This is a genomic window from Streptomyces sp. NPDC003011, from assembly GCF_053591515.1.
On record NZ_JBSFTY010000012.1, the window covers coordinates 80160 to 104650 of the forward strand.

Below are 24491 nucleotides of genomic sequence, written 5' to 3' on the forward strand. Positions count from 1 at the left end.
CATCAGGTGTGTGCGAGGGCTCCCCTGCCGCCGACTGCGTGACAGGACGTACGGGTGCCGAAGTGCGACCAGGGCCTCAGTAGATGCTGACGCCGTAGGCGCTGAGGGCCTCCGTGACGGGCTGGAAGAACGTCGTTCCGCCGGAGGAGCAGTTGCCGCTGCCGCCGGAGGTCAGGCCGTACGCGGTGCCGTTGCTGCCGTAGAGCGAGCCGCCGGAGTCGCCGGGCTCGGCGCAGACGGTGGTCTGGATCAGACCGGAGACGACGTCGCCGCCGCCGTAGTTGACGGTCGCGTTGAGGGCGGTGACCCGGCCGCTGTGCGTACCGGTGGTGGAGCCGTCGCGGATGACGGTGGTGCCCACGGCGGGCGTGGCCGCGCGGGTGATGTCCACCCCGTTGGCGGTGCCGGGCCGGGCGACGGACCCGCTGTAGCGCACGATGCCGTAGTCGTTGCCCGGGAAGCTGGAGCCGGTGGTCGTGCCGATGACCGTGGTGCGCCCCGAGTTGGAGTACCAGGTGCCCGCGCCGTCGGTGCAGTGGCCGGCGGTCAGGAAGAACTGGACGCCGCTGCTGTTCTGGACGTTGAAGCCGAGGGAACAGCGCCAGCTACTCGCATAGATGGCGTCGCCGCCCTGGATCAGCTTGTTGAACTTGCCGGGGGTGCGCTTGATCGTGAGCGCGTCGGCGTTGCCGCCCGCCTGCTCCTTGATCTTCGCGATCTCGGCCTCGGAGACCGTGCTGTCGACGGTGACGAGGACGCGGTTGGTCTTGCTGTCGACGGCCCAGGCGGTGCCGGGGATGTCGGCCTTGAGCACGGAACTGTTCACGCTCTTGAGCTCGGAGGCACTGAACGTGGTGGGGGTGTCTGCCGCGTTGGCGCTGGGGATCGCGATCGCGGCGGCGGCAACGAGGCCGGTGGAAACGGCGATCAGCCGGGTCCGTCTCGAAATGCCGCTGCGGGGGGTGGTGCGCTTGATCCTCACTTGTCGTTCCTCCACATGGGAAGTCGGGGGCCCTCGTGGGGTTGTGGGCCCGTGAGGCGCAGTCAGGGAGCCGAGCGACCGGATTCCGGACACGCCGTGCTCCTGACAAGCGCTGAGGGGGAGTATTCGGCCGAACGGACGGTCGGCGCAAGGGCGCCTTTCGGCCGTCAACCTTTGAACCACCTGTGTGGATCGGTCCGTTCCGGCCGGCCGTCGGCGCGGCGTGCGCTGCCCGCCCCGGCCACGACGGCCAGTGGTGGTTCCCGGTGGCGGGACAAGGGCAGAGGAGGTGGTCGGCCGACGTCACGGCGGTCGCAGCGCGGGGTGGGGCCGCCCCGGCGTGCGGCCCCCGCGTCCGGCACGGCGGCCGTACGCCGGCAGCCGCTGCCCCCGCTCGCGGCATCGCCGAAAATCACCCACGCCGAGCCGCCCCCCGAGCCGCCGCCCGGACCGATCGCCCGGACCGCCGCCTCCCGCCGCCGGGGGTGACCCCGCGCACCGCCGGGATTCGGGCCACGCGCCCGCCCGTCCGCACCTCCCCGCGTCCGCACCTCCCCCGTCCGGTGCGGCCCTCGCCGTACGGCGGGCAGCGCCCCGGCCCCGTACGCCGACCGCGTCGGCCCGCACGGCGAGGCCGACGAGGCCGACGTCCCTTGAGCACGTCCAGCCGGCCGATGCTCCCCGCACGACACCCTCCCGACCCGCGAGGTCAGCAGTTGCAGCCGCAGTCACACCCGTCGCATCCGCAATCACACCCGTCACCGCAGCACTTCCCGCAGCAGTCGCAGCAGGTGCAGCAGTCACCGCAGCCGCTGCAGTCGGTGCCGGCGCACAGCCCCTGCCGGCGCTCCCGGCTCCACGGGTCGGCGAACTCCCCGCAGCACATCTGGCACGTACAGGCCAGCCCCAGCCACACCGCGCACCCGGTGAGCAGCCCGCGCCGGTCGCGGTGCGGCGGCTCCGGGGGCAGCGGGGCACCCGGCCCGCCGGGCGGGGCGTACGGGCCGGTCGGCGACGCGCCGGACAGCGTGGCCCCGTGCGCGCAGGAGGCGGTGCCGAAGGCCCGGTCCACGGAGGTGCGCAGTTCGTGGACGAGCAGCCGGTGCGCGAGCTTCGCGTCCGTGAACGCTGCCTCCCGCAGCGCCAGCCGGATCCCGTGCACGGCGTCGTCGGCGAGCCGCCGGGCCTCCGTCAGGGACGTCCCGGTCGCGGCGAGGGGGTTCCAGGCGCCCGACGCGGCGTCAGCCTCCCTGTCCTCCACGGCGTCCAGCAGATGCGCGAGCCGGCCGAAGAGGCGGCCGGCCTCGGCGAGCGGCTCGGCGTTGCCGGGGCGGCCGGCCAGGACCGCGGTGTGCGCGAAGGCCGCCGCGGTCGCGGTCTCGGCCGGTTCGGTGACCGTCAGCAGGGACGTGCCGGGCCCGGCGAGCGCCTCGATGCCGACCTGCCGGTCCACGGCGTCGACGAGTACGGCGGTGTCGAACCCGACGCCCGAGCCGGTCCGCTCCCCGGCCCGGCCCCAGCTCGCGGCGACCCGGCGGGCGGCGAGCGCCACCGGCTTGCGGGCCAGCAGCCCGTCGCCGTCGGCGACATGGTCGCGCACCTTGGCCGAGGCGAGCACCAGTGAGACGGCGGCCGCGAGCCGTGCCCCCTCGCCCTGCGCGACGGAGGCGGTACGCATCCCGCGCAGGGGACAGGGGCCCGCCGTACGCCGCCCTCCCCCGCCTCGCCCGGCCTGAGCCTCCGTCAAAACCGATATCAGCAGGCCGTCGTAGTTCGTCACGAGCCGCGCGAACTGTCCGTGGTCCTTGCGCAGCGCGAGACACAGCCCGCACAAATGCGCCATCCACTGATGAGTGAGGCTCTCACCGAGCCGATGACGGCAGGGCCTGACGATTCCGAACACGATGATCCCCCGTGGTGCGTACCGCGTTGAACTGGGCTTGAGCTGCGGCAGCGTACCGGCCCCGCATTCACCCGTACGCACCGGCCATCACCCGTACGCCGTGAGAAATCATATTTCACTCACAGTCAGCAGCCGTTTGCGGCACGACCCTTGGGACACAAGGACTCTCGACGGATTCGCTGTGCACCAGTACCGTCACAAACCCCCCGCGCGGCGTCTATCCACTTGGCGCACCGTCCGCATCATGGATGACCATAGGGATGCGGAAAGCATGAAAGACCGCTGTGAGAGGAGGCGTCCATGGGATCGGTACGCAAGGCAAGTGCCTGGCTTGGCCTCGTCGACGACAACGAAGACGAGCGTTACTACGACGACGACTACACCGAGGGGACCGAGCCCGGGGATGCCTGGGTCACCGATCCGCGGGTCAAGGTGGCGTCCGACGTCGCCGTGGAGAAGGGCCGCCGGATCGGCACGGTCACCCCGGACAGCTTCCGGGACGCCCGCGCCATCGGGGAGCTGTTCCGCGAGGGCGTCCCGGTGATCATGAACCTCACGGCCATGGAGGCCGCCGACGCCAAGCGTGTCGTCGACTTCGCGGCCGGGCTGATCTTCGGCCTGCGCGGTTCGATCGACCGGGTCTCCAACCGGGTCTTCCTGCTGACCCCCGCCGACACGGAGATCATCAGCGGGGAACCGGCCGCGCACCGGACGGACGGCTTCTTCAACCAGAGCTGAGGCAGGGCCGCTCACCGGCCCTGCCTCCCGCAGGGTTGGACCGGGGCCTACCGGAAGGCGTCGAGTCCGGTGAGCGCCTTGCCCAGCACGAGCTGGTGCATCTCGACGGTGCCCTCGTAGGTGAGCACCGACTCCAGGTTGGTCGCGTGCCGCATCACGGGGTATTCGAGCGAGATCCCGTTGGCACCGAGGATGGTGCGGGCCGTACGGCAGATGTCGATGGCCTCGCGAACGTTGTTGAGCTTGCCGAAGCTGACCTGCTCGGGACGCAGCCGGCCGGCGTCCATGCGCCGCCCCAGGTGATGGGCGAGCAGAATCCCCTTGTGCAGTTCGACCGCCATGTCGGCGAGCTTGGCCTGGGTCAGCTGGAACCCGCCGATGGGCCGCCCGAACTGCTCCCGCGTCTTCGCGTAGGCGACGGCGGCCTCGAAACAGGACCGCGCCGCGCCCATCGCGCCCCAGACGATGCCGTAGCGGGCGTGCGAGAGACAGCTGAGCGGCCCCTTGAGCCCGGTCGCCTCCGGCAGCACGGCGTCCGCCGGCAGCCGTACGTCGTCGAGCACGAGCTCGCTGGTGACGGAGGCGCGCAGGGACCACTTGTGCCTGATCTCCGGCGCGGAGAACCCCGGGCTGTCGGCCGGGACCACGAACCCCCGGATGCCGTCCTCGGTCTGCGCCCACACGACGGCCACTCCGGCGACGGACCCGTTGGTGATCCACATCTTCCGCCCGTTGAGCACCCAGTCGCCGCCGGCGAGCTTGGCGTACGTCCGCATGGAGGCGGGGTCGGAGCCGTGGTCGGGCTCGGTGAGCCCGAAGCAGCCGATGACCTCACCGGCGGCCATGCGGGGCAGCCAGGCCTGCTTCTGCTCCTCGCTCCCGAACCGGTGAATGGCATACATGGCGAGGGAGCCCTGGACGGAGACCAGCGACCGGATGCCCGAGTCGGCGGCCTCCAGCTCCAGACAGGCGAGCCCGTACTGCACGGCGCTCGCGCCGGCACAGCCGTACCCGCTGAGCGACATGCCGAGCGCCCCGATCCCGCCGAGTTCGCGGGCCAGCTCCCTGATGCCGGGCAGCTCCCCGCTCTCGTACCACCCGGCGACGTAGGGCAGGACCCGGTCCGCGGCCCAGGCCCGCACGGTGGCCCTGACCGCCAGGTCCTCCGGGTCGAGCAGGTCGTCGATCCCGAGAGGGTCGGCGGGGTCGAACGGGGGCATGGCACCTCCGGCAGGCGTCCGAAACTAGCACCGCTAGTCACAATTCCGGGGCAGACGTTACGACGCGGTGTCCCGCACGTCCACCCGCCGGTCCGCCGAGGGCGGCGCACCCCCACGGGAGACGTCCACCTGTCAGCGCCCCGGGACGGGCGGCGGGTGGGTCCGTGGGTGGGTGCGTGGGGGTGGGGGACTCCCCGGCTCAGGCGGAGACGCGGGAGTCCGCGACCTCCCTGGGCCCCGGAAGCTCCACCTTCGCCTCCGGCTCCCCGCACTGCATCACCCGCGGCAGCCGCAGCGCCAGCAACGCCCCCAGCACCAACAGCCCCGCGCTCACCAGCAACGTCACATGCAGCCCGTGCACGAAGCAGTCCCGGGCGGTACTGCGCAGGGCCACCCCGGCCTCCCCGCCCAGCCGCCCGGCGACCTCGTAGGCCTCCCCCAGCGAATGCCCCGCCGCCGCGGACGCCGACGCCGGAACACCCGGCACCGCCGACACCCCGGGCGCGTACGCCGCGTTCATCACGCTGCCGAGCAGCGCGATGCCGATCCCGGCGCCCAGCTGGTACGAGGTCTCGCCGATCGCCGCGGCCCCGCCCGCCTGCTCCGGCGGAGCCTCGCTGAGCATCGACTCGTAGGCCCCGAACAACGTCGTCTCCAGCCCGAAGCCCAGCATGACGAACCCGGACAGCATCAGTGCGGTGTCGTCCTCGCCGCCCAGCGCGGTCAGCAGCACCACGGCCACCGCGGTCAGGCAGAACCCGCAGCTCACCATCAGCCGCGGGCCGAACCGCCGCAGCATCCGCGCCCCCGCCAGCCCCGCCGCCATCGCGGCGATCGTCAGCGGCAGCAGCCGCAGCCCCGTCTCCAGCGGGGACAGCCCCAGCACCAGCTGCAGGTACTGTGCCGCGATCAGCTCGAGGCCGACCAGCGCGAGCATCGCCAGCACGATGCAGCCCACCGACGTGCTGAACACCGGCCGCGCGAACATCCGCAGGTCCACCAGCGGATGCGCCAGCCGCCGCTGACGCCGTACGAAGAGAACGATCAGCACCGCGCCCAGCAGCAGCGGCGCCACGGTGAACGGGCCCAGCTCCCCGCCGCCGAGCCGTTTCACGCCCAGCACCAGGGCGAACAGCCCGCCCGCCGCCATCAGCGCGCCGATCACGTCCCACGGGCCCGTGCCGTCACCCCGCGACTCCGGCAGCAGCAGCCGTCCGACCGGCAGGCTGACCAGCATCAGCGGGATGTTGACGAGGAACACCGACCCCCACCAGAAGTGCTCCAGGAGGAAGCCGCCGAGCAGCGGACCGACCGCCGCGCCGACCGCCGCCACCGCACTCCAGACGCCTATCGCGAGCGCCCGCTCCCGCCGGTCGGGAAAGACCTGGCGCAGGATCGACAGCGTCGCCGGCATGATCATCGCGCCGCCGACACCGAGCAGCGCCCGCGCGACGATCAGCAGCTGCGCGCTCTCGGCGAGGGCGGCCAGGGCGGAGGCGACGCCGAACAGGGCGTATCCGAGGAGCAGGATCCGTCTGCGGCCGACGCGGTCGCCGAGCGTGCCGAAGAGGATCAGCAGCGAGGCGCAGACGAGGGGATAGACGTCGACGATCCAGAGCAGCTCTATCCCGCCGGGCCTGAGATCCTCGGTGACGGCGGGCACCGCCACGTGCAGCACGGTCGCGTCGAGCGCGACCAGGAGCAGGCTGCTGCACAGGACGAGGAGGACGACCCAGCGGTTGGCACCGGCCCCGGCCGCCCGACGGCGCAGCCCAGCGGCGGCCGTGGTCGTCCCGGACATGTATGTACCTCCCAGATGTTCCCTCGCGTTCGGCGGGCTCACGGGGTGGGGACTCCCGTGACTCGGCCGGAGAGGAGCGGTGGTCCCCGGCCCGCGCACGACGTACGAGTGACACGCCAGCGTACGCGAGTCCGTCCGGGAGCCCAGTGGCGGACCTCTCACCCGCGTCCGGAACACCTGTGGCGTACGCCACTCCCGTTCGCCGGCTCCACGCCCCCCGCGAACCGCCCGGTTCCGTGCCCGGTCGATAATCGCCCCCGTGACCGATCTTGCACCGCGCGGGGCCCCGCCCGGCTCCCCGACCCTGCGCCGGGCGGCCCCGGCGCTCCTCGGGTACGCCGCCGTGCGTGCCCTGGGCCTGCTGGCGCTGGCCCTGTGGAGCGCCGCGCGCGACAAGGACGCGTACACGCTGCTCACCGCCCGCTGGGACGCGCTCTGGTACACCCGGGTCGCCGAGCTGGGGTACGGCTACGAGGTCCGCCTGCCCAACGGCGACGTGCACTCCAACCTCGCGTTCTTCCCCCTGCTGCCGTGGCTGGAGCGGCTGCTGGCCGCGACGACCCCGCTGTCGTACGCCGACGCGGGCTTCGCCGTCGCCCTCCTCTCCTCGCTCGCCGCGGCCTGGGGGATCTTCGCGGTCGCCGACCACCTCTACGGCAGCCGGGAAGAGGAAGGGCGCGACGTACGGCCTTGGAGGGGCGGAGGCGGGAGACGGGCGGGCATCTGCGCGGTCCTGTTGTGGGCGGTGCTGCCCGTGGGGATCGTGCAGTCGATGGCGTACAGCGAGTCGCTGTTCACGGCGCTGGCCGCCTGGTCGCTGTACGCGCTGCTGACCGGCCGCTGGGTGACGGCGGGCCTCCTGGCCTGTCTGGCGGGCCTGACCCGCCCGGTGGGGCTCGCGGTGGTCGCGGCGGTGTGGACGGTGGCGGTCCTCTCGCTCGTACGGGACCGGGGGTCACCGCGGGCGGACCGGGCCTCTGCCCTGGGGCCCGTCCTCGGCATGTGCCTGTCGCCCCTCGGCGCCGCCGCCTATGTCCTGTGGGTCGGCCGGCACACCGGCAAGGGGCCGCTCGGCTACCTGGACGTCCAGGCCGGCTGGCGCAACGGGTTCGACGGCGGCTACGCCTTCGCCCGCTTCGTCGCCGGCACGTTCACGTCGTTCCCCTCGGCCCTGGCGGGCGTGGGACTGATCGCCGGAGTCGGCCTGGTCGCCTGGCTGTACGCCGTCTGCGTACGGCAGGGCCAGCCGCCGGCGCTCCTGGTGTACGCGGGTGTCGTCACCGTCCTCGCCCTGGGCGCGTCGAGCTACTTCGGGTCGAAGCCGCGCCTGCTGCTGCCGGCGTTCCCCCTGCTGCTGCCCCTCGCCCGCGCCCTGGCCAGGGCGCGTACGCCCACGCCGGCGCTGGTGGTGGGCACGGCGGCGGTGGCCTCGGCGCTGTACGGGGCGTTCTGGCTGAACGGGTCCGGTCCGCCCTGATCGTCACAGAGCGTCAGTGAGCGCCCGGAGAATTCCGCCCCATGATTCGGTGAACGAATTCATAAGCGCGATAAAACCGTCACCCAAAACGATCAAAGGAATTGCAGAGGACGGCCGTCAAGCATTGCGGATTCCTCGAAAACAAACCTCTCGCTGAGAGGAATCCCACATCACATCGTCATCACAAAGCCGTGGATTCGACAGGGAACTGAGCTCACTCGCTGTAACGTCGATTGGGTGCGTACCGAACGAAACCTCACCCGTCTGGACCGGGTGTTCGCCAGGCTGGACCGTGAGCCGGAACGACCGGCTCACCTCGATGTGCCGAAGATGAGCCGGCACCGGGTCGCGCTGCTCGCCGGAACTCTCGTGTTCTATCTGGCGATCGTGTGGCTCGTGGTGATCACCTCGTGGCTGGTCCGCCTCGACTGGCAGGTCATGTTCTTCCGCCCGTACCAGCAGTGGGCGGGCATCCACTGGTTCGTCGACTACTACGTGGTGCTCGGCCAGCGCGGCCCCACCGCGGTGATGGTCTCCGCCTGGCTGGGCTGGCGCTCCTGGCGGCAGCACACGCTGCGCCCGATGCTGACCCTGGGCGCCTCGCTGCTGCTGCTGAACCTCACGGTCGGCGCCGCCAAGCTCGGCATGGGCAGACTCGGTCCGCACTACGCGACCACCATCGGTTCGAACGAGATGGGCCTGGGCGGCGATATATTTCCCAGCGGCCACACCGCCAACGCCGTGGTGACCTGGGGCATCCTGGCGTATCTGGCCTCCACCCCGAGAGCCCGCCGCTGGCTGTCCGCCCTGTCCGCGGTGGTCTCCCTCGGCGTCGGCATGGCCACCGTCTACCTCGGGACGCACTGGCTCAGCGACGTGCTCCTCGGCTGGGCCGCGGGCCTGCTGATCCTGTTGGCGCTGCCCTGGTGCGAGCCGCTGATCGCCCGCGCCGAGGCCGGGCTCTTCGATCTGCGCGACCGCTGGCGGGCCCGCCGCGACAGCCCGGCACCGGCACCGCTGTCGCCCGTCGAGACGCCCGTGCGGCTCAAGCCGCGCACCGCTCCCCAGAACGAGACCGCGGCCCGTTCCCCCCGGGCACCCGCCTACCTGGCCCCGGGCCCGCACACGACCCGTTCGGAGCGCACACCGGTCACCCCGGCCGGCAGTCGCCGGCCGCCGCACCCGGACCGTGTGGCGCGGGGCACGACCCCGGCGGCCCGCCCCCTGACGGGCGGCTGACCCTCGTGGCGGCGGGCCGGTACGCACACCCACCCCGCACGGCGACGGCCCCGGCTCCTCAGAAGGAGCCGGGGCCGTCGCCGTTGCCGTAGCCGTTGCCGGGAGGTCAGCCCTTCCAGGCCCGGGTCACGCGGCCGTCCCGCACCTCGAAGTTCAGGCGCCCCGCGCGGTACTCCATGGTGATGACGGCCCCCGGCGGGAGCGACCGGACGCTCGACCACCCCCGCTCACGAGCGAGCCGTTCGGCGGTGCCGGCGTCGCGGCCGACATAGGTGTCCGGGCTGTCGTCGGGTTCGGCGGGCGGTGTCGGAATCGGTGCCATACGGCCACGCTAGGCGCTGTCCGGCGACCGGGGAAGTCCGCGTCCGTACCGCACGCCACGCGTCCCTCTCCGGTCACGCTTCTGTCACAGGACCACGACAGGCGTTTCGGCCCAACCGCGTCACACGTACGAGCGGTTTCGTACGCCTTCCGCAGAGAATCGAACGCAATTCCCGGTGCCGTGCCATACGGAGGAAAAGCCGTGCGAAAAGCGCGGGAGGAACCGTCGCCGGTCCCCTTTCTCCCACTGATTCCGGGCGGCCTCACGGGAACCGGCGCCGCACAGCAAATGCACGGTCGCGGGACAGGCCCCGGGCGGGACGAGCCCCCGGGGCCGCGAGCCGCGCGGAGGGCGGGGAGCGCCGGTGCACCGGTCGCCCCGGCCGCCCCGGCGCCGACGGGATCACCGCGGTCGGCCGCTCCCCGTGACGGGCCGAGGCTGCCCGGCCCGCCCCAGCGAGCGGGCGAGCCGGGCGTGGGCCGTCCTGATCGCCTCGGTCAGCTCGGCCGGCTCCAGCACCTCGAACTCGAAGCCCAGCAGCATCAGGTGGATCACCATCACGTCGAGGCTCGCGGCCCCGGTGCGCAGGACGCAGCTGCCGGGGCCCTCCGCCTCCAGGGTCCCGGCGGACGGCGAGACGCGTTCGGCGGCCTCCTCCAGGGGCACCAGCAGCCGGACGGCCGCGTGCGAGGCGTACGCGCGCGTGGAGACCCCTGTGGAGACGTACGCGGCGAGGTCGTCGGCGGGCGGGGTGCGCGGGGCGAAGCGCGGGCCGTGCGGCGGCCTGGGCGTGATGCGGTCGACGCGGAACGTACGCCAGTCGTCGCGGTCGACGTCCCAGGCGACCAGGTACCAGCGGCGCTCGGTGCACACCAGGCGGTGCGGTTCGACGGTACGGCGGGTGGCGGCGCCCTCGTGGTCGCGGTACTCGAAGCGCAGCCGTTCGGCGTCCCGGCACAGGTGGGCGAGTTCGGTGAGGACGCCCGGGTCGACGGCGGAGGGCGCGGGGCCGCGCAGCATCGGCACGGTGAAGGCGTTCAGGGCGCTCACCCGGCGCCGCAGCCGGTTCGGCAGGACCTGCTCCAGCTTGGCGAGCGCCCGCACCGACGTCTCGCCGATGCCGTCGATGCCCTGCCCGGCGGCCGTCCGCAGCCCTACGGCGACCGCGACGGCCTCGTCGTCGTCCAGCAGCAGCGGGGGCAGCTCGGCGCCCGCGCCCAGCTGGTAGCCGCCGCCGGTGCCGGGACTGGCGTTGACCGGGTAGCCCAGCTCGCGCAGCCGGTCCACGTCCCGGCGGACCGTGCGCGGGGTGACGCCGAGCCGGTCGGCCAGAGCGGCGCCGGACCACTCGCGGTGGGCCTGGAGGAGCGAGAGCAGGCGCAGCAGACGTGCCGAGGTCTCCAACATGCGTCCGAGTCTGCCAGCGGTCGCGGACAGCGGCTGTCCGCGAGTCCGCGTCTCTTCGGCCACCGGTCACGGCCGGTACGACAGCTGCGGAACGTCGAAGCAGGTGCTGTTCATGTCGCCCTGGGAGACCCAGCCGCGGCCGTCCGCCCAGCGGGCCACCGACAGGCACGTCCTGCGGGTCCCGGGCGGCTCGGCCAGCCGCTCGAACACGACGGGGACGAGCAGGCCACCCGCGGTGTAGCCCCCGCCGCTGTTCACGTAGGCGTCGACGCACGCGCGCGTGACGCCGGTGCCGGCGCAGGACCGCGCCGCGTCCGTGAACCAGCGCGCGGCCGCCCAGCCCTCCAGCTGCCACTGCGAACGCGTCTCCAGCCGCTCGGTGGCGTCCCGGAACTCCCGTACGGCCGCGTGGCCGGTGTCCTGGTGGTTGCGGCTGGATCCGGTGGCCCACAGCGCGTTGCGGCAGCGCGGGGCGTCCTGGTAGTCCTCGGGGACGGTCGACGTCCAGTTCTGCACGTTCGTGACCTTGGCGGTGACCTCGACGCCGGCGTCGTCCATCGCCTCGCACAGCCGGGCGTTGCCGTGCGTGTCGATGGCGTCGAAGACGAGGTCGGCGCCCTGCTCCTTCAGGTCCGCCGCCACGGCACGGAAGTTGGGCAGCGCGAAGTCGACCTGTTCGGTGACCACCCGGTAGCCCTCGGCCCTCAGCCCCCGCTCGACCAGCGAGGCGTAGGCGGCGGACGCGGCCTGGTTGTAGGAGACGACGGCGGCCGTGCGGGCCCCGTGCTCGCGCTTGAAGTAGCGGTACACCTCCGTGCCGCCGTACTGCCTGCCGTTCCAGCCGGTCGTGCCGTCGCGGGGCGCGAGGCTGCCGTAGATGCCGTACAGGTGCGGCCAGGTGTCGTAGGCCGCGCCGATGGGCTGGCCCCCGATGTCGGGCACCCGCGCGCGGGAGACGCGGGAGGCGCCCGCGTAGTCCAGGGCCGTGGTGGCGACCAGGGCGACGACCCGGTCCTCGTCGATCAGCCGGTGCACGCACGTGTTGTTGCCGACGCCGCTGCCGCCGTCGTCGCACACGCGCACCTCGACCGGGCGGCCGTCGATGCCCCCGCGCGCGTTGAGGCGGTCGAACCAGGCCTTGGCACCGTCGCGCGGGCCGGTGAAGGCGTCGCCGCCGACCGGGCTGGTGGCGCTGGCGATGATGCCCACGCGGATCGGCGCGGTGCCGGTGCGCGTGGGTGCGCGCTCCGGCCGGTTCTCGAAGTCGCTCTCCGGCAGGCGGCTGCCGCAGGCCGTGCCCAGGGCGAGCAGCAGGACCGCGGCGGCGGCCTCAGCAGCCCACGGCCGGCGGCTGCGACGCATTGCCGCTCAACTGGACCAGCGCGCACAGCGTGCTGACGGACACCTTCCAGGTGCCGTCCTGTTCGACCGCCGTCCCGGAGGCGTCCGGCAGGGCGGTGGCCCCGTTCAGCAGCAGCGTGTACGTCACGGTCGCCTCGGTCGCCTTGGTGAACTCGACCCCGGTGACCTCCGCCCGGACCTGCCCGCCGCGCTCGTCCCCGCTGAAGGCCTGGAGCACCGGGCCCATCTCGTCGCCGTTCTCCAGGACGGCCTGCTTGTCCTTCGTGGGCGTCTTCGCGTCGAAGAACTTCTCCCAGTTCTCCCTGACCTGGCGCTCGGCCGCCGCCGTGTCGGCGGGCGCGGTCGCCGAGGCCGCCGGCGCGCTCGTCGTCCGCTCAACGGAGGGTGTCGGGGGCGGGCTGTCGCCGCCGCCCCCGCTGTCGTCTCCGCAGGCCGCGAGGGCCGGGGCGAGGAGGAGGGCCAGGGCGGCCGCCAGGGCCGTACCCCTCGGGGCGCGTGGCCGCCGTCCGTTCCCCCGCCTGAGGTCACTCCCGAGAACCATCTGGCTCACCACCGGGTGTCGGTCCGGGCCATGGGCGCCCGGTGCTTTCAGGGTCGGCTGACAGAAGGCATAGTGCAAGCGATCGGCTGACATGGACAGACACACGACGTGTGGGAGCCAGAGATGCGGACAGCCCGGCTGCGGACCGTGCACCCCGTCCTGTGGGCCGGCTGGGCCGCGCTCGCCGCGGGCGCGGTGCTGTGCGTCCTTGGCTGGTACGGCGTCTCGGGCGAGCGGTACGCCGAGCGTCAGGTGCCCTACCTCGCGTCCTGCACGGTCCCCGGCGCCGCCCTGATCATCGCCGGGGCGGTCCTGCTCACGCACGGCCGGGGCGCGCTCGCCGCCGCCCGCGTGGAGGAGCTGTACGGCCTCCTGGTGGCCGCCGGTCCCGCCGACGCGGAGGAGCCCGGGGCGGCGCCGGCCGTGCCCCTGGCGGTCAGCGGGGACCTGCTGATGGTGCCGGGCGGCACCCTGTGGCACCGTGCGGACTGCCCGCTGGTCGCGGGGAAGGCGGAGGCCGTGCCGGTGGATTCCAAGCTGGTGACGAGCGGCGAACTGGGCCCCTGCCCGATCTGCGAGCCGGCCGAAGCGACCGGTTGATGTCCGTGCCGATGCCCCCGTCGACGTCCTCGGTCGCGTCCGCTGTGGCCTCCTCGCTCACGTACGACCTCACGCTCGCCGGTCTGTCGGTCGGCGCCGCCGCCGCGCTCACCGGGATCGGCCTGATCGTGACGTACCGGGCGACCGGCGTGCTCAACTTCGCGCACGGGGCCGTCGCGATGGTGTGCGCGTACGCCCTGCGGCAGTGCGTGGTCGAGTGGGGCTGGCCGCTGTGGGCGGGGGCTGCGGTGACGCTGCTCGTCCTCGCGCCCGGTCTGGGCGTGGTGCTGGAACGGTTCGTCTTCCGGCCGCTGTCCGTCCTGGGGAGCGACCCGGCGCAGACGCTGGTCGCCTCCATCGGCGTGTTCGTGCTGCTGGTCGGCGGGGCCGCGCTGGTGTGGGGTCAGGGCGCGCGGGACGACGCGCCGGAGCTGGTGGCGGCGGATCCCTGGGGGCAGCTCGCCGTCGTCCTGGTGCTGGCCGCGGGGGTCGCGGCGGTGATCCGCCGGACCCGCTTCGGGCGGGAGCTGCGGGCCGTGGTGGACGACCGGCGGCTGGCCGTGCTCGGCGGGATCGACGCGGACCGGGTGGCCGCGGCGGGCTGGGCGTTCGGCTCGTTCACGGCGGGCCTGACGGGCGTGCTGCTGGCGCCGTACGTGCGCCTGGACCCGTACGGCCTGCCGCTGCTCGTGGTGGAGGTGGTGGCGGTCGCGGTGGCCGCGCGGATGCGGAGCCTGCCGGTCGCGGTCGTGGTGGCGCTGGGCATCGGGGTCGCGCAGAGCCAGCTGACGCGGCTGCACCCGCCGGGCTGGGGCGAGCCGTTGCTCCAGGCGGTCGGCGCGAACCTGTTCGCCGTGGCCCTGCTGGTCGCGGCGCTGGCCCTGCCGCGCATCGGCACCCGGGACGCGCTGCCGCGCACGGCCACCGCGCGCGTGCCGACCCCGCCGGGCGCCTGGATCGTGGCCGTCGTGCTGTTCCTGCTGCCGCTCGGTTTCGCCGGCTCGGACCTGCACACGTCGGTCCAGGTCCCGGCGCTGGGCGTGGTGCTGCTGTCCCTGGTGGTGGTCACCGGGCGCGGCGGGCAGATCTCGCTGGGGCAGGCGGCGTACGCGGGTCTCGGCGCCCTGTTCACCGCGCTGCTGGCGGCGGGCCGCTTCCCGGGGCTGCCGCGCCTGCCGGAGCTGGCGGCCCTGGCGGTCGCGGTGCTCCTGGTGGCGCCGCTCGGCCTGCTGACCGGCTGGCCGGCGATCAGCCGCCGGGGCCTGGCGCTGGCGCTGGCGACCTTCGCGGTCGGCGTCGGGGTGAGCCGTTTCGTGTTCGCCCAGCCGTACGCCGTCTCCGGCCTGTCGCTGGGCCGCCCGGCGGGTTTCGACGGGGACCGCGCGTACTACGTCCTGGAGCTGTTCCTGCTGGCGGGTGCCCTGCTGGTGACGCACGCCCTGCGCAGGGGCCGCACCGGGCGGGCCCTCGCCGCCCTGCGGGACCACGAGGCGGGCGCGTCGGCGGCGGGCGTCCCGGTACCCTCCCTCAAGCTTCTCGCCTTCGTCTCGGGCGCCGCGCTGGCCGCCCTCGGCGGCGGCATGCTCGGCATGGGCCTGCGGGCCTTCGACCCCGGCGCCTACGACCCCGTCCGCGGCCTGCTGTGGTTCGCCGCGGTCGTCGTCCTCGGCGCCGACAGCACCCTGGGCGCCCTGGCCGCAGCGGCCCTCCTGGTGGGCCTGGACGCGGGCGCCCGGGGCGGCGTGGCGGCGGCCCTCATCGGCGTGCTGGCGGTCCTCGTGGGACGTTTTCCCGGCGGCCCGCACGAGGCCCTGCGCACGGCGGCGGGACGCCTGCGGCTGCGGCCCGGGGCGGTACTGACGCCACACGGGGCGAGGGTCCGCGAACGGCTGCGGCCGGTGGCCGCCCGGGCGGCGGCGACCGCGCCGGGGCACGGAAGCGTGGCACGTCGGCTCGGGCGGGGCGGAGGTGTGACGCGCCGGGCCGGGCGGGGCGCAGGCGCGAGGGGTGGGGGCCCGCAGGACCGTAACGCGGACGGGTGGGCGTACGGCGGTCCGACGCCCGGCCCCCGCACCACGGACCGGCCCGACGGGGCACACCGGCCGGAAGGCACCCCACGGGGAGGCCGCGGGTCCGAGGGCACCGCACCGGAAGCCCCCGCGTCCGAGGGCACCGCACCGAACCGGCGCACCCACCACGCCGCCCGGCCCGGAAGCACCCCGCCCGACAGGCACCGCCCCAGCCCCGCCCAGCCGGACAGCACCACGCCGGACGGACGCGGCCGTCCGGTGGATGCCGACCCGGCGGAGCAGGCGAGCACCCCGCGGCGCACCGCACCCGTCACCCCACGCCCTCCCGCGTCCCGCACCCCCGCCCCGACGGGCCCCCGCGTTCCCTCCTCCTCCCCCGCCCTCACCGCCCACCGCCTGCACGTCCGCTACGACGGCTTCACCGCGCTCGACGGCGTCGATCTCGACGTCCCGCCCGGCACGGTCACCGCGATCGTCGGACCCAACGGCGCGGGCAAGAGCACCCTGTTCCACTGCCTGGCCGGAACGCACCGGCCCGCGGGCGGACGGGTCCTGTTCGGCGGGCGGGACGTCACGCGGCTGGCCGCGCACGCCCGGACCCGGCTCGGGATCGCCCGGACCTTCCAGCAGCTGGCCGTCTTCCCGTCCTTGACGGTGGCCGAGAACGTCCGCGTGGGTGCCGAGCAGGGACGCGTCAGCGATCCGGCCGCCGTGGAGCGGGTGCTGCGTCTGCTCGGGCTCGACGGGCCGGTGCGCGCGCTGCCCGCCGCCGGACTGCCCACCGGCACCCTGCGCCGCGTCGAACTGGCCCGGGCCCTGGCGGGCGGCCCGCGGGTCCTGCTGCTGGACGAGCCCGCCGCCGGTCTGGACACCGCCGAAGTCACCGCGCTGTCGCGGGTGCTGAAGGCCCTCGCCGCCGACGGCACCGCCCTGCTCGTGGTCGAGCACGACCTGGACCTGGTCGCCGGCCTCGCCGACGTCGTGCACGTCATGGCCGCGGGCCGCATCATCGCCTCCGGCCCGCCCGGCCGGGTCCTCGACGCCCCCGACGCCCTCGGCTCCCAGGAGGCCCGCGCGTGACCGCCGTCCTGGAACTGCGCCACGCGCGCGTGCGCTACGGCCCCCTGGAAGCCCTGCACGGCGTCACCCTCGCCGCCCCCGGCCCCGGCCTCACCGTCCTGCTGGGCCGCAACGGTTCCGGCCGTACGTCCGTCCTGCGCGCGCTGGCCGGAACCGTGCCGCTGACCGGCGGCGCGGTGCTCTGGGACGGCACCGACGTGACCCGGCTGCCCGCGTTCCGGCGGGCCAGGCGCGGACTGTGCCTGGTCCCCGAGCGGCAGGCGGTGTTCGGCTCCCTCACCGTGCGCGAGAACCTCGAACTCGCGGCCCTCGCCCCCGGGCGCGCGGCGAGGCGCGCGCCGACACGCGAAGCCGCCCCCGCCCCCGCGCCCACCCCCGACACCGACACCGACACCGCCCCGGTCTACGCCCCCGCCCTGGACGCCTATCCGCAGCTGCGCCCCCTGCTCGCGCGCCGCGCCGGCACGCTCTCCGGCGGTGAGCAGCGCATGCTCGCCCTCTCCCGGGCACTGCTGGCCCGCGCGCGCGTGGTGCTCGTCGACGAGCCCGCGCAGGGCATGTCGCCCACGGTCGCGGCCCGCACGTACGACCTGCTGGGCGCGCTCGACGCGTGCGTGGTCGTCGCCGAACAGCGGCTGCCGCCCGGTCTGCGCGACCGGGCGGCGGTGGTGTACGAACTGCGCCGGGGTTCGGTCGTGTTCAGCGGAGAGGCGGCTGAGTTCCGGCGGCGGGAAGCGGCGGCCCGAACACGGCCGTGAACCGGGCCGAGCTCTTCGGGACGACCAGCAGCGTGCCCGGGTTCAGCCGGTCCGGGCGGCTGCCGATCATCTCCTTGTTCACCTTGTGGAGCTCCCGCCAGCCGCCCTGGACGCCGTACCTGCGGGCGATCGAGGAGAGCGTGTCGCCGGGTTTCACCGTGTGCATCCGGCCCTTGAGCCCGTAGCGCCCGGCGCAGACCGGCCACGCCTCCCAGCCCTGCACGGCCACCACTTCCTGCGCGACGGCGATCTGTTCCGCGCGGGTGGCGAGGTCCGCGCGCGGGGCGTACTTCAGGCCTCCGAACTCCTTCCAGGTGGGCTGCCAGAACTGCAGTCCCCCGTAGAAGCCGTTGCCGGTGTTCACGTGCCAGCGCCCGCCGCTCTCGCACTCGGCGACGCAGCCCCACGGCCACTGGTCCTTCGCGCAGGCGTGGGGCGCGCGTGTCTGCGGTGCCGGGACGACCGGCGGGGGCGGTGCCGCGTGCGCCACGCCGGGCGCGAGGAACAGCAGGACGGTGGCCAGGACGAGCTCGATCGGCTTGGGGTACATCGGCCCACGCTAAGCAGCCGGTGCCGGGGCGCTGTCCCGGCGCGTCCGGTACGCCCGAGGGCCCCACCCGGTCGGCGCACCGGGTGATGCCGTGCGGGGCCCGTGCGGGGCTCGTGCGGGGCCAGGGGGAGCGACGGCCAGGTGTCGAGGCCCTGTCCGGGCACGATCACGCCGGTGCTCGTTGCGCGCGGCCGAGAAACGCAGGAGGGCGACCGGCCGGTGTCAACCAACCGCTCGTCGTCCCAGGCCAGTTGACTGTTACCGCGAGTAGCGGCGATTTCCGGTCACCTATTTCCATTTGTCGATTTCGTGATGTGTCGACCAGCGACCACGACGGGCCGTGACCCGCCCCGCCGGGCCAACTCCCCTCCCCTTCCGCCTACTTGACGGCGAGTACCGGATTCCGCACCGCGGGTGGCCGTCCGCGACGGGTGGTTCGATTCCGTTCGCCGTCGGGCGTGACTCCCGCCACAGATCGCCCGTTGTCTCCTTCATGAGCCCGGGACCGCCCGGTTCACGGGCCGGGAGCCACCCGGCCCCGCCACGCACCACATCCCGAGGGAGCCACCCGTGCCGCGCATGCTCGACGTCAGCGACGAGGTACGCGCCGAGATCGGCGACGAAGAAGCCGACCGGCTGCTCGCCGGAGAGAACGCCCCCGGCAGCTACGACTGCACCTCCTGCCGCACCCAGGGCGACTCCGGACAGGAGCGCACCAGCACCGTCCTGTTCATCGGCGACGAGACCGCCGTCCTCGCCTTCGCCCACGCCAGCTGCCTGCCCTCCCAGGTCGTCCAGGTCACCGAGGAGCAGCTTCAGGGAGCGGTGAAGTCCATCACCGGTGACACCGTCGACCTGGAGCCGGACAAGATCGCGCCCGAGCAGGCCGTGCTCGGCGTGACCAGCGGCCTCGTCCTGATCGCCGGGGAGCTGCACCCGGCGCTGGTCGTCGAGCCGACCGCGCCCATCGTGCGCCCCGGTGCGACGGGTGCCGGCGACGACTTCCTGCCGCTGCTGATCGAGCAGGGGTTCATGCCGGTGACGGTGATCGAGTCGGCGCCCTCCGTCCTCCACGGCTGGTCGGTGCTGCTCGCCATGGGGCAGCTGCACGCGGTGCTCCAGCCGTCGGCGAACGGCGGGCAGCCGGTGGCGTGGTGGCAGGCGCACCAGCCGTTGCAGGTGACCGAGAGCTGGCGGGCCGCGGCCAACAAGCACCAGCAGGTACTGGTGTTCGCGGCTCCGGTGGGGTCGATCGGGCGGCAGCCCCGTGAGGACCTGCTGCGGGACGCGCTGGACAAGGCCGCCGCCAACGGGAAGCTGGTCGCGGCCGCGATGCCGCTCGCCGGGACGTGACCGTGCCGGGGGTGGAGTGCGCGTACGTGGCCGCGTGGGGGTGAGCAGCCCGCTCTCCTGGAGGCGGACCGGCGCGACCGCATCTCTTCCCGTGCGGGGTCGTTTGGACATACGTGCACACCTACGACGTTCCCCGCCGCCCGTTCCCGCAGCTGCCGTCCGCGCGAGTGGCTCAGGACTCTCTGGGCGGCCCTTCGGCCACGCCGATCTACGACGCGCTCTACGCCGAGTACGTCAAGTCGTTCCGTTCGCTGCCGGGTGACCGCAGCGGCGAGGACGAGCTGGGCTTCACCGCCTTCGGGAACACCCCGCACAGTACGGGCTCGTTCAGCACCTCGTACAGCGCCTACAGCGCGGGGGCCTACAGCGCCCGCCAGCAGTCGCAGTGGCAGCGTGTGGGGCAGATCGGGCAGCAGCACAGCACCGGGATGCACCACGTCCCGGCGGCGCTGCCGCCAGGGCCGCGCCGGGGTGTCTGAGACGTGAAGAGGGCGGCCCCCGGTCGGGGGCCGCCCTCTTCACGTGTGCGCTACTTCTTCTTGCCGCGCTTCTCGCGCACCCGCACCGAGATGTGGATCGGCGTCCCCTCGAAGCTGAACTCCTCGCGCAGGCGGCGCTCGATGAAGCGCCGGTAGCCCGCCTCGATGAAGCCGGAGGCGAACAGCACGAACCGCGGGGGCTTGGTGCCGGCCTGGGTGCCGAACAGGATGCGCGGCTGCTTGCCGCCCCGGACGGGGTGCGGATGGGCGGCGACCAGTTCGCCGAGGAAGGCGTTCAGCCGGCCCGTCGGGACCCGGGTCTCCCAGCCCGCGAGGGCCGACTCGATCGCCGGGACCAGCTTCTCCATGTGCCGGCCGGTGCGCGCCGAGACGTTCACCCGGGGCGCCCAGGCGACCTGGAGCAGCTCGGTCTCGATCTCCCGCTCCAGGTAGTAGCGGCGCTCCTCGTCGAGGCTGTCCCACTTGTTGAAGGCGAGGACGATCGCGCGGCCCGCGTCCACGGCCATGGTGACGATGCGCTGGTCCTGGACCGAGATGGACTCGGAGGCGTCGATCAGGATGACCGCCACCTCGGCCTTCTCCACGGCGGCCGCGGTGCGCAGCGAGGCGTAGTAGTCGGCGCCCTGCTGGAGGTGGACGCGCTTGCGGATGCCCGCCGTGTCGACGAACTTCCACGTCACGCCGCCGAGTTCGATGAGCTCGTCGACCGGGTCGCGGGTGGTGCCCGCGACCTCGTTGACGACGACGCGCTCCTCGCCGGCCACCTTGTTCAGCAGCGAGGACTTGCCGACGTTCGGGCGGCCGATGAGCGCGATACGGCGCGGGCCGCCGACGGCGGTGCCGAAGGACTGCTCGGGCGCCTCCGGCAGCGCCTCCAGGACGGCGTCCAGCATGTCGCCGGTGCCACGGCCGTGCAGCGCGGAGACCGGGTGCGGCTCACCGAGGCCCAGGGCCCACAGGTAGGCCGCGTCGGCCTCGCCGCTCTGACCGTCGACCTTGTTGGCGGCCAGCACCACGGGCTTGCCGGCCTTGCGCAGCAGCCGGACGACCGCCTCGTCGGTGTCGGTCGCGCCGACCTTGGCGTCGACGACGAACACGACGGCGTCGGCGGCCTCGATCGCGTACTCGGCCTGCGCGGCCACGGAGGCGTCGATACCGAGGACGTCCTGCTCCCAGCCGCCGGTGTCGACGACCTTGAAGCGGCGGCCCGCCCACTCGGCCTCGTAGGTGACGCGGTCGCGGGTGACGCCCGGCTTGTCCTCGACGACGGCCTCACGGCGGCCGATGATCCGGTTCACCAGAGTCGACTTGCCGACATTGGGGCGGCCGACGACGGCGAGCACGGGCAGCGGCCCGTGGCCGGCCGCCTCGATGGCCCCCTCGATGTCCTCGGGGTCGAAGCCCTCCTCCGCGGCGAGCTCCATGAACTCCGCGAACTCGGCATCGCCAAGCGCTCCGTGGTCGTGCTCCTCGCCCGAGCCGTCGGAGTGGATGTGGTCGTTCATGAAGTCCGTACCTCGTTCATCGTGGTGATCGGTGGAACACCCGGCGTTTCCGGGTCGGTCCACTACTCAGTGTCGCCTGGCGGCCGGTCAGCCGCCTGGCGTTCTCCAGGTGCGCGGTGAGCTGCTTCTGGATGCGCTCGGTCGCCTCGTCGAGCGCCTTGCGGGTACGCCGTCCGCTGCTGTCGCCCGCCTCGAAGGGGTCGCCGAAGACGACGTCGACGCGGGTGCGCAGCGGAGGCAGCGCCTTTGTCAACCGGCTGGGCCGGCCGGAACTTCCCAGCACGGCGACCGGGACGATCGGAGCGCCGCCGCGTACCGCGAAGTACGCGAGCCCGGCGCGCAGCGCGGCGAAGTCGCCCTCGCCCCGGGTGCCCTCCGGGAAGATCCCGAGGACGCCCCCGCTGCCCAGCACGCCCAGTGCCCGGGTGATCGCCGTGCGGTCGGTGGTGTCGCGGTCCACCTTGACCTGCCCGATGGCGAGCAGGAAGGGGTCGAGCGGCCCGATGAACGCCTCTTTCTTGATCAGGAAGTGCGTCGGCCGGGGCGCCACACCCATGACCATCGGGCCGTCGATGTTGTGCGAGTGGTTGACGGCGAGGATCACGGGGCCGGTCGCGGGGACCTTCCAGGCACCGAGCACACGCGGCTTCCACAGGCCGTACATCAGGCCGACGCCGATGCGCCGCCCGACCTCGGCGCCCCGCGCCGAAGGAAGTTCGGTCACTTCGCGGCCCGCTTCTCCTCGACGAGGGTGACGACGCACTCGATGACCTGGGCGAGCGTGAGCTCGGTGGTGTCCACCTCGACCGCGTCGTCCGCCTTGGCGAGCGGCGAGGTCTTGCGGCTGGAGTCGGCCGCGTCCCGCTTGACCAGGGCCTCGCGGGTGGCGTTGACGTCGGCGCCCTTGAGCTCGCCGCTGCGGCGGGCGGCGCGGGCCTCCGCGGAGGCGGTGAGGAAGATCTTCAGATCGGCGTCGGGCAGCACGGTCGTCCCGATGTCGCGGCCCTCGACGACGATCCCCTTCTCGGCACCGGCCGCGATGGAGCGCTGCAGCTCGGTGATCCTGGCCCGCACCTCGGGCACCGCGCTGACCGCGCTGACCTTGGCGGTGACCTCCTGGGTGCGGACCGGACCGGCCACGTCGGTGCCGTCGACCGTGATCGTCGGGTTCAGCGGGTCGGTCCCCGAGACGATGTCCGCCTTGCCCGCCACGGCGGCGATCGCCGACGGGTCGTCGATGTCGATCCCGTTGGTCACCATCCACCAGGTGATCGCCCGGTACTGGGCACCGGTGTCCAGGTAGCTCAGGCCGAGCTGGGCCGCCACGGCCTTGGACGTGCTCGACTTACCCGTGCCGGAGGGACCGTCGATGGCGACAATCACGGGCTGGGCCGCGCCGTTTTCCACGGGAGGACACCTTCCTGGTGCGTGGTGGGAGTGTGCGGGAGCGCCGCGGCGCCCCGCACAAGGTTACTGGCTCGCCGGAGGCCTCCTTACGGGCGGACGGCCCGGCCCCGCTCACTGGCGGATGGCCCAGCCCCGCTCCCGCAGCGCCGCCGTCAGCACGGGTGCCGCCTGCGGCTCCACCGTGAGCTGCACCAGACCCGCCTGCTGCCCGGTCGCGTGCTCGATGCGTACGTCCTCGATGTTGACCCCGGCGATCCCCGCGTCCGCGAAGATGCGGGCCAGCTGGCCCGGCTGGTCGTCGATGAGCACGGCCACGACCTCGTACGCCCGCGGGGCGGACCCGTGCTTGCCGGGGACGCGGACCTGGCCCGCGTTGCCGCGGCGCAGGACGTCCTCGACGCCGGCGGTGCCCTCGCGCCGCTTGTCCTCGTCACAGGACTGCAGGGCGCGCAGGGCGCGGACCGTCTCGTCGAGGTCGGCGGACACGTCCGCGAGGAGGTCGGCGACCGGCCCGGGGTTCGCGGAGAGGATGTCGATCCACATCCCCGGGTCGGAGGCGGCGATCCGGGTCACGTCCCGGATGCCCTGCCCGCACAGCCGTACGGCGGCCTCCTCGGCGTGCTCCAGGCGGGCGGCGACCATGCTGGAGACCAGGTGGGGCATGTGGGAGACGAGGGCGACGGCACGGTCGTGGGCGTCCGCGTCCATCACCACCGGCACCGCACGGCAGTGCGAGACCAGCTCCAGGGCGAGGTTCAGCACCTCGGTGTCGGTGTCCCGGGTCGGCGTGAGCACCCAGGGCCGCCCCTCGAACAGGTCGCCGGTGGCCGCCAGCGGGCCCGACTTCTCCCGCCCCGACATCGGGTGGGTGCCGATGTACGGCGACAGGTCCAGGCCGAGCGCCTCCAGCTCGCGGCGCGGGCCGCCCTTGACGCTCGCCACGTCGAGATAGCCGCGGGCCGCGCCCCGGCGCATGGCGTCCGCGAGCACCCCGGCCACATGGGCGGGCGGGGCGGCGACGATCGCGAGGTCGACGGGCCCCTCGGGCGCCTCGTCGGTGCCGGCGCCGAGCGCGGCGGCCGTGCGGGCCTGCTCGGGGTCGTGGTCGGCGAGGTGGACGAGGACGCCACGCCGGACCAGGGCGAGCGCGGCGGACGTGCCGATGAGTCCGGTGCCGATGACGAGGGCGGTCCTCACTGGGCGATGTCCTTGCGCAGGGCGGCCGCGGCACCGAGGTAGACGTGCGCGATCTCGGCGCGGGGCCGGTCGGACTCGATGTGCGCGAGAACCCGGACCACGCGGGGCATCGCGCCCTCGATGTCGAGTTCCTGGGCGCAGATCAGCGGTACGTCGGCGAAGCCGGCGCCGAGCTTGCGGGCGGCGGCGGCCGGGAAGTCGCTGTGCAGGTCGGGCGTGGCCGTGAACCAGATGCTGATCAGGTCGTCGGCGGTCAGGCCGTTGCGCTCCATGAGGGCGGTGAGCAGGGCTCCGACCTGCTCGTCCATGTGGCCGGCCTCGTCCTTGTCGAGTTGGACGGCGCCCCGGACCGCTCGTACCGCCACGGCGATGCTCCTTGCTGATGTGCGGATCGGCTCTGTGCAGGTCCAGCCTAGTCAGCCGTCCTCGGGCGGGTGCGCGACGCCCGCCCGCTGAGACGGCCGCCGGGCGAGAACGCTCCCGCGCGCCCCTGGACGCCGGGCCGCGGGTCCGCTCTGA

The 24491-nt window shown here is 73.8% G+C and carries 22 protein-coding genes; 8 read left to right on the top strand and 14 right to left on the bottom strand.

Annotation, left to right across the window (positions count from 1 at the left end; genetic code table 11):
* Window positions 1–76: 76 nt before the first annotated feature.
* A complete protein-coding gene (locus ACWD0J_RS09050) occupies window positions 77–982 on the bottom strand; it encodes a S1 family peptidase (protein ID WP_451495101.1) in 906 nt (301 codons plus the stop codon).
* 709 nt (window positions 983–1691) lie between these two features.
* Window positions 1692–2885 carry a DUF5685 family protein gene (locus ACWD0J_RS09055; protein WP_451495102.1) on the bottom strand — a complete coding sequence of 398 codons (1194 nt, stop codon included), beginning with the start codon at window positions 2883–2885 and terminating at the stop codon, window positions 1692–1694.
* 300 nt (window positions 2886–3185) lie between these two features.
* Here ACWD0J_RS09055 and ACWD0J_RS09060 point away from each other — a divergent pair, with 300 nt between their 5' ends.
* Window positions 3186–3623, top strand: coding sequence for a cell division protein SepF (locus ACWD0J_RS09060; protein ID WP_451495103.1), 438 nt, complete (start codon window positions 3186–3188; stop codon window positions 3621–3623).
* A gap of 47 nt (window positions 3624–3670) precedes the next feature.
* On the opposite strand, the gene ACWD0J_RS09065 is transcribed toward ACWD0J_RS09060, so the two are convergent.
* Window positions 3671–4843, bottom strand: coding sequence for an acyl-CoA dehydrogenase family protein (locus ACWD0J_RS09065; RefSeq protein ID WP_451495104.1), 1173 nt, complete (start codon window positions 4841–4843; stop codon window positions 3671–3673).
* Between the two features lie 199 nt (window positions 4844–5042).
* Window positions 5043–6644 carry an MFS transporter gene (locus ACWD0J_RS09070; protein WP_451495105.1) on the bottom strand — a complete coding sequence of 534 codons (1602 nt, stop codon included), beginning with the start codon at window positions 6642–6644 and terminating at the stop codon, window positions 5043–5045.
* Between the two features lie 259 nt (window positions 6645–6903).
* Here ACWD0J_RS09070 and ACWD0J_RS09075 point away from each other — a divergent pair, with 259 nt between their 5' ends.
* Both ACWD0J_RS09075 and ACWD0J_RS09080 read left to right on the top strand, forming a co-directional pair.
* Window positions 6904–8121 (top strand): mannosyltransferase family protein, encoded by a 1218-nt coding sequence (locus ACWD0J_RS09075; protein WP_451495106.1) that lies wholly within the window; start codon window positions 6904–6906, stop codon window positions 8119–8121.
* Window positions 8122–8358: 237 nt separating this feature from the next.
* Window positions 8359–9360, top strand: coding sequence for a phosphatase PAP2 family protein (locus ACWD0J_RS09080; protein WP_451495107.1), 1002 nt, complete (start codon window positions 8359–8361; stop codon window positions 9358–9360).
* A 106-nt stretch (window positions 9361–9466) separates the two neighbouring features.
* Here ACWD0J_RS09080 and ACWD0J_RS09085 read toward each other — a convergent pair whose 3' ends face one another.
* The 4 genes from ACWD0J_RS09085 to ACWD0J_RS09100 all read right to left on the bottom strand — a co-directional run bounded on the left by ACWD0J_RS09085 (window position 9467) and on the right by ACWD0J_RS09100 (window position 12992).
* The gene (locus tag ACWD0J_RS09085) at window positions 9467–9682 is read right to left on the bottom strand and encodes an I78 family peptidase inhibitor (protein ID WP_451495108.1); all 216 of its coding nucleotides are present in this window, start codon (window positions 9680–9682) and stop codon (window positions 9467–9469) included.
* Between the two features lie 402 nt (window positions 9683–10084).
* Complete coding sequence (locus ACWD0J_RS09090; protein WP_451495109.1) at window positions 10085–11089, bottom strand: helix-turn-helix transcriptional regulator; 1005 nt, start codon at window positions 11087–11089, stop codon at window positions 10085–10087.
* Window positions 11090–11155: 66 nt separating this feature from the next.
* Complete coding sequence (locus tag ACWD0J_RS09095; protein ID WP_451495110.1) at window positions 11156–12451, bottom strand: ABC transporter substrate-binding protein; 1296 nt, start codon at window positions 12449–12451, stop codon at window positions 11156–11158.
* Window positions 12420–12992: a hypothetical protein gene (locus ACWD0J_RS09100; protein ID WP_451495111.1), complete on the bottom strand. Its 573-nt coding sequence runs from the start codon at window positions 12990–12992 to the stop codon at window positions 12420–12422. The genes ACWD0J_RS09095 and ACWD0J_RS09100 overlap by 32 nt, the downstream gene beginning before the upstream one ends.
* Before the next feature lie 123 nt (window positions 12993–13115).
* On the opposite strand from ACWD0J_RS09100, the gene ACWD0J_RS09105 reads away from it, so the two are divergent.
* Genes ACWD0J_RS09105 through ACWD0J_RS09115 form a run of 3 tightly spaced genes read left to right on the top strand, consistent with a single transcriptional unit; the run spans window position 13116 to window position 17460 of the window.
* Complete coding sequence (locus ACWD0J_RS09105) at window positions 13116–13592, top strand: hypothetical protein (protein ID WP_451495112.1); 477 nt, start codon at window positions 13116–13118, stop codon at window positions 13590–13592.
* Window positions 13592–16702: an ABC transporter permease subunit gene (locus ACWD0J_RS09110; RefSeq protein WP_451495113.1), complete on the top strand. Its 3111-nt coding sequence runs from the start codon at window positions 13592–13594 to the stop codon at window positions 16700–16702. The genes ACWD0J_RS09105 and ACWD0J_RS09110 overlap by 1 nt, the downstream gene beginning before the upstream one ends.
* Window positions 16699–17460: an ATP-binding cassette domain-containing protein gene (locus ACWD0J_RS09115; protein WP_451495114.1), complete on the top strand. Its 762-nt coding sequence runs from the start codon at window positions 16699–16701 to the stop codon at window positions 17458–17460. Before ACWD0J_RS09110 ends, ACWD0J_RS09115 begins: the two co-directional genes overlap by 4 nt.
* On the opposite strand, the gene ACWD0J_RS09120 is transcribed toward ACWD0J_RS09115, so the two are convergent.
* A complete protein-coding gene (locus ACWD0J_RS09120; RefSeq protein ID WP_451495115.1) occupies window positions 17402–18010 on the bottom strand; it encodes a transglycosylase family protein in 609 nt (202 codons plus the stop codon). The genes ACWD0J_RS09115 and ACWD0J_RS09120 overlap by 59 nt on opposite strands.
* 570 nt (window positions 18011–18580) lie before the next feature.
* Here ACWD0J_RS09120 and ACWD0J_RS09125 point away from each other — a divergent pair.
* Both ACWD0J_RS09125 and ACWD0J_RS09130 read left to right on the top strand, forming a co-directional pair.
* Window positions 18581–19363, top strand: coding sequence for a hypothetical protein (locus ACWD0J_RS09125; protein ID WP_451495116.1), 783 nt, complete (start codon window positions 18581–18583; stop codon window positions 19361–19363).
* Window positions 19364–19476: 113 nt separating this feature from the next.
* On the top strand, window positions 19477–19842 hold the full coding sequence (locus ACWD0J_RS09130) for a hypothetical protein (protein WP_451495117.1): 366 nt from the start codon (window positions 19477–19479) through the stop codon (window positions 19840–19842).
* A gap of 50 nt (window positions 19843–19892) precedes the next feature.
* Here ACWD0J_RS09130 and der read toward each other — a convergent pair whose 3' ends face one another.
* From der to aroH, 5 genes are all read right to left on the bottom strand, one after another.
* Window positions 19893–21368 (bottom strand): ribosome biogenesis GTPase Der, encoded by a 1476-nt coding sequence (gene der, locus ACWD0J_RS09135; RefSeq protein ID WP_451495118.1) that lies wholly within the window; start codon window positions 21366–21368, stop codon window positions 19893–19895.
* Window positions 21369–21384: 16 nt separating this feature from the next.
* Window positions 21385–22092: a lysophospholipid acyltransferase family protein gene (locus ACWD0J_RS09140; protein WP_451495119.1), complete on the bottom strand. Its 708-nt coding sequence runs from the start codon at window positions 22090–22092 to the stop codon at window positions 21385–21387.
* Window positions 22089–22775: a (d)CMP kinase gene (gene cmk / locus ACWD0J_RS09145; protein WP_451495120.1), complete on the bottom strand. Its 687-nt coding sequence runs from the start codon at window positions 22773–22775 to the stop codon at window positions 22089–22091. Before cmk ends, ACWD0J_RS09140 begins: the two co-directional genes overlap by 4 nt.
* Before the next feature lie 111 nt (window positions 22776–22886).
* Window positions 22887–23972: a prephenate dehydrogenase gene (locus ACWD0J_RS09150; RefSeq protein ID WP_451495121.1), complete on the bottom strand. Its 1086-nt coding sequence runs from the start codon at window positions 23970–23972 to the stop codon at window positions 22887–22889.
* Window positions 23969–24337, bottom strand: coding sequence for a chorismate mutase (gene aroH, locus ACWD0J_RS09155; protein WP_451495122.1), 369 nt, complete (start codon window positions 24335–24337; stop codon window positions 23969–23971). Before aroH ends, ACWD0J_RS09150 begins: the two co-directional genes overlap by 4 nt.
* Between the last annotated feature and the right edge of the window lie 154 nt (window positions 24338–24491).

Excerpts from the sequence above, each read along its gene's own strand:
- ACWD0J_RS09095 (WP_451495110.1), bottom strand. The coding sequence starts at position 12,451 with ATGCGTCGCAGCCGCCGGCCGTGGGCTGCTGAGGCCGCCGCCGCGGTC.
- ACWD0J_RS09070 (WP_451495105.1), bottom strand. The coding sequence starts at position 6,644 with ATGTCCGGGACGACCACGGCCGCCGCTGGGCTGCGCCGTCGGGCGGCC.
- ACWD0J_RS09060 (WP_451495103.1), top strand. The coding sequence starts at position 3,186 with ATGGGATCGGTACGCAAGGCAAGTGCCTGGCTTGGCCTCGTCGACGAC.
- ACWD0J_RS09105 (WP_451495112.1), top strand. The coding sequence starts at position 13,116 with ATGCGGACAGCCCGGCTGCGGACCGTGCACCCCGTCCTGTGGGCCGGC.
- ACWD0J_RS09100 (WP_451495111.1), bottom strand. The coding sequence starts at position 12,992 with ATGGTTCTCGGGAGTGACCTCAGGCGGGGGAACGGACGGCGGCCACGC.
- ACWD0J_RS09085 (WP_451495108.1), bottom strand. The coding sequence starts at position 9,682 with ATGGCACCGATTCCGACACCGCCCGCCGAACCCGACGACAGCCCGGAC.
- ACWD0J_RS09090 (WP_451495109.1), bottom strand. The coding sequence starts at position 11,089 with ATGTTGGAGACCTCGGCACGTCTGCTGCGCCTGCTCTCGCTCCTCCAG.
- der (WP_451495118.1), bottom strand. The coding sequence starts at position 21,368 with ATGAACGACCACATCCACTCCGACGGCTCGGGCGAGGAGCACGACCAC.
- ACWD0J_RS09120 (WP_451495115.1), bottom strand. The coding sequence starts at position 18,010 with ATGTACCCCAAGCCGATCGAGCTCGTCCTGGCCACCGTCCTGCTGTTC.
- ACWD0J_RS09110 (WP_451495113.1), top strand. The coding sequence starts at position 13,592 with ATGTCCGTGCCGATGCCCCCGTCGACGTCCTCGGTCGCGTCCGCTGTG.
- ACWD0J_RS09065 (WP_451495104.1), bottom strand. The coding sequence starts at position 4,843 with ATGCCCCCGTTCGACCCCGCCGACCCTCTCGGGATCGACGACCTGCTC.